Origin of the sequence: Corynebacterium sp. HMSC05D08, from assembly GCF_001807215.1 — a bacterium.
GTDB lineage: Bacteria > Actinomycetota > Actinomycetes > Mycobacteriales > Mycobacteriaceae > Corynebacterium > Corynebacterium striatum.
Window position 1 is genome coordinate 1 of the sequence record NZ_KV788296.1, and the last position, 3469, is coordinate 3469.

The 3469-nt window shown below is 56.3% G+C and carries 5 protein-coding genes; 1 reads left to right on the forward strand and 4 read right to left on the reverse strand.

What is annotated here, in order from left to right; all coding sequences use genetic code 11:
• Window positions 1–34 precede the first annotated feature (34 nt).
• The 4 genes from HMPREF3148_RS02030 to HMPREF3148_RS02045 form a co-directional block, all read right to left on the reverse strand.
• The gene (locus HMPREF3148_RS02030) at window positions 35–247 is read right to left on the reverse strand and encodes a glutaredoxin family protein (protein WP_011116987.1); all 213 of its coding nucleotides are present in this window, start codon (window positions 245–247) and stop codon (window positions 35–37) included.
• A 553-nt stretch (window positions 248–800) separates the two neighbouring features.
• Window positions 801–1331, reverse strand: a complete 531-nt coding sequence (locus tag HMPREF3148_RS02035) for a DnaB-like helicase N-terminal domain-containing protein (protein WP_049159966.1) — start codon at window positions 1329–1331, stop codon at window positions 801–803.
• A gap of 25 nt (window positions 1332–1356) precedes the next feature.
• The gene (locus HMPREF3148_RS02040) at window positions 1357–1785 is read right to left on the reverse strand and encodes a hypothetical protein (RefSeq protein ID WP_011116989.1); all 429 of its coding nucleotides are present in this window, start codon (window positions 1783–1785) and stop codon (window positions 1357–1359) included.
• Between the two features lie 23 nt (window positions 1786–1808).
• Window positions 1809–2435: a ParA family protein gene (locus HMPREF3148_RS02045; protein WP_011116990.1), complete on the reverse strand. Its 627-nt coding sequence runs from the start codon at window positions 2433–2435 to the stop codon at window positions 1809–1811.
• A gap of 301 nt (window positions 2436–2736) precedes the next feature.
• Between HMPREF3148_RS02045 and HMPREF3148_RS02050 the strand changes: the two genes are divergently transcribed.
• Window positions 2737–3469 (forward strand): IS110 family transposase (locus tag HMPREF3148_RS02050; protein WP_246818793.1); only part of this gene is annotated, 733 nt, incomplete at its 3' end.

Consider the following 3469-nt stretch of genomic DNA (forward strand, 5'->3'; position numbering starts at 1 on the left):
AGCTGAGGTAGGAACTAAACCCAGGACGCTTCAGTTATGCGGCTTGGCGTAGTTTGTCGGGGCGGAAGCCGGAGAAGCTGTTGCCGGCTTCGTCGACGATGACGGGGGCGCTGGCGTGGCCGAGGGTGGCGAGGTAGCCGGTGTGTTCTTTGGCGGGTTTTTCTTGGTAGTTGAGGCCGAGTTTGTTGGCGGTTTTGATGGTCAGTCGGCAGGGGTGGCATCCGGGTTTGGTGTAGATGGTGAGCATGTCTGCTCCTTTCTGGTCGAGTGTTGCCTTCCGTCACGGTATGCCTCTAGTTTAACATATGTTTTAACATATGGCAAGACATATGTTAGGCCATATGCTTTAGCATATGTTCGGGGTTTGTGGCCGCCACCTGTAGTTTTACTGGTGCCGGTGGTGTCGGTCTGGGGTGTGGGCGTGCATTTTTCTTGCTTTCATCTCCGGCACGTAGTGCCTGCGCCCGCCTGTGGTGGAGGTCAAGAAAGCGTGGAATAAATAGCGAAAAGCGCCCCGGATTCGGGGCGCGCGGGAGCGGTTTATGCCGCGAAAGTTCTTGACCGTAGCCACAGGCGGGTTAAGCTGCCGAAGGCGGAGATGAAAGCGTATCTGCCGAAACGGACACTGGTTGCGGCGTGTGGCTGTGTGGCTGGTCTTTCACGGTGGTGTTGGGGGTTGTTTTCCACGGGAGTTGCGCTCGGGTGCGCGGTGGGGTGGTCAGGCCATGATTGAAGGTCGTGGAAATTCCCGCAGCGAAGCGAGGAAATTGGAGCGAAGGCCACCGTGGGGTGGGTGTGGTTTAGTGGCGCTCTTGCGGGGTGTCTTTGTGATTGCGGTAGTAGCGGTCTTTAATGCGGCGTTGTTTTTTACCTTCTTTTACTAGCAGTGGGTAGAGGTCTTTTTCTGGTGCGGTGTGCGCCTGGCGGTTAAGGCGTTCGACCATGTGGCGGTATTGGCGGCGATACGAGTTGGAGGCTACGGCTTCGGCGTAGTCGGTTATTTTCGGCGGTATGTGCTCTAGGTTGGTGAGCATGGTGATAAGTGCGTCGATGTTGTCGGTGAGTATGCCGGATTGGTCGCCTTCGGCGTGTAGGGCTGTGCGCACGCTGGCGGGGTCGTAGGGTCTGCCGCTTTTGAGTTGTTGGCTGATGGTGGCAAAGATTGCGGCGTAGTCGGTGGAGTAGAAGTCGGCGGGGGTGAGTGTTTGTGTCAGGTTTACCGCTTGGGTGGTGTCGCGGTTCCAGAGCAGGGCTGCGATAAGTAGCGCTTCGGGGTCTTCGCGCGGGTCGTTGTCTGCGCGGTCGGCGATGTGGGGAGTCTCGTGGGACATGGTGGCTCCTTGGTGTCGCGGGTGGTTATCCTTCCCAGCCGGTTTGTTGAGCCCAGGAGGAGATGAGCTGGTCGGCGATGGAGGCTCCATACTTGCTGCGGATTTTTTGCATGGCCTTCAGGGTGTCTTTGGGGATGTAGACGGTGGTGGTGCGGGTGAGCTCGTCGGTGTTGTAGGTCGCGTCTGCGGGCTGGTAGTCCGCGCCGTGGTCGGTGATTAGTTCCCAGGCTTCTAGAAGTTGGCGGTAGATAGGGGTGCTGGTTTCTGCCCAGTTTCTGCGTAGTTCTTTGTAGATGGAGTAGGGCAGGTTGACGGTGGTGCGGTGGGGCTTTTCTTTCTTGGTGGCCTTTGTGACCTTGGTGGTATTAAGTCCGGTGTCTTTGGTGAGGGTGGGTTTTCCTTGGGCGTCGGTTTGCTTCTTTTTCGGGCGTGCCAGTCCTGGGGTGTCGTTCATGGTTGCTCCTTTTTAAGGTGTGGTTAGTTGGTGATTTGGGCGATGATTTTGTCAAAGATTGCGGGATAGCCGTGTAGTTCTTTGGCGCTGTTGCGGGGCCAGTGTCCGAATTGGCGGTCGAAGTAGGCGCGGGATTCTACGCCGGGCCAAATGACTGGGATTCCTTCGTCTTCAAGGACTTTCCGGGCGCGGTCGGCAGTGCTTTTGCGCTTGTCCCAGATGGTGGGCAGTACGGCGTAGTGTTTGCCTTCTGGAATGACGTCGATGATTTTCCAGGTTTGTGCCATATCCGTGTGGGTGCCGGTGGTGGGAATGACGACGAAGTCTGAGTTTTCGATGATGAGTTCAGACATGCTGTGATTGCTGGGTGGGCCGTCGATGATGACAAGGTCGTCGCTGTATTTTTTTACCTTGCGCGCGAGGATTCCTCGGTTGACGGCTTCGACTTCGACGTCAACGTGGGGGGCGTTGGGGTTTTCTTCGAAGGCGTCGTTGGCGTATTCGATCCATTCGGAGGCGGTGCCTTGTTCGGCGTCGGCGTCGAGGACGTGGACGGTGTATCCACGGTAGGCGGCGACGGCGGCGAGGTTGATTGCGCTGGTGGTTTTTCCGGTTCCGCCTTTGGCGTTGAGGCAGGAAATTACGGGCATGGCTGCTCCTTTTAGGTGTCGAGTGTTGTGTTCTCAAAGTGTCCTTTGAGCTGTGGGTTTCATATTAGCATATGTTCTGCCATATGTTAAGCCATATGCTTAAACATATGTCTTGGCATATGTTTAATTGGGAGCTTTGATTTTACGTCTCACGTGGGAGTTTGTTGCTTTTTTCGGCTACGTTTTCTACGATCAATCGTGTCGAGTGTTTAACTGATTCCTTTCGGTTATTCCGACGTCTCGGGGATGCCCGAGACAAGCTCCCGGGGATGCCTGGGAGCTTTTTTATGTCCAAAGCAAGATTGCACGCGCCGATGACGCTTCGGTTCTTGTCATTGTCGATCAACCCAACAACATCGGCCGGTTAACCGTCGCAGTCGCCCAAGACATGGGGGCCGACGTTCGCTATCTACCGGGGCTTGCGATGCGGCAGCTCTCTCGCATCCACGTCGGCAACTCCAAGACCGATGTGCGCGACGCCTACGTCATCGCCCATGCCGGTCTTAAACTTCCGGATGCCTTGCGCAGCGTCGACCGCGTTGAGGAAGTCTTTATCCAGCTGAAAGTGCTCAACGGTATTGACGAAGATCTCGCCCGGGCCTACACACGCCTGATTAACCAGATGCGATCCGCGCTCGTGGGAACCTATCCTGCATTCGAACATGTTCTGCGCGGACAGGTGATTCATCGCAAGTGGATCCTCCACCTACTTGCGAAATACGGTGGCCCCACCAAGATTCGACGCGTCGGTAGAGCACGTCTGGCAGCCTTTGCGCGCAGTCACAGGGCGCGCAATCCTGAGCCTGTCATCGATGCCATGCTTGCTGCCATCCACGGGCAGACCGTGTCCATTGCCGGGGCAGAATACGCCGAACTTGGCGTAGCAATGTCCGCCAAAGATGCATTGGCCAAACTCGAGCATCGTAAAGAAATCGAGGCACAGGTACTCAAGCTCATCCAGGACATTCCTCACACCGAGATTCTTTTATCCATGCCCGGCATCGGTCCGCGTAGCGCCGCGCAGATCCTCATGA

Coding starts and splice junctions, on each gene's coding strand:
- HMPREF3148_RS02030 (WP_011116987.1), bottom strand. CDS start 247: ATGCTCACCATCTACACCAAACCCGGATGCCACCCCTGCCGACTGACC.
- HMPREF3148_RS02035 (WP_049159966.1), bottom strand. CDS start 1,331: ATGTCCCACGAGACTCCCCACATCGCCGACCGCGCAGACAACGACCCG.
- HMPREF3148_RS02040 (WP_011116989.1), bottom strand. CDS start 1,785: ATGAACGACACCCCAGGACTGGCACGCCCGAAAAAGAAGCAAACCGAC.
- HMPREF3148_RS02045 (WP_011116990.1), bottom strand. CDS start 2,435: ATGCCCGTAATTTCCTGCCTCAACGCCAAAGGCGGAACCGGAAAAACC.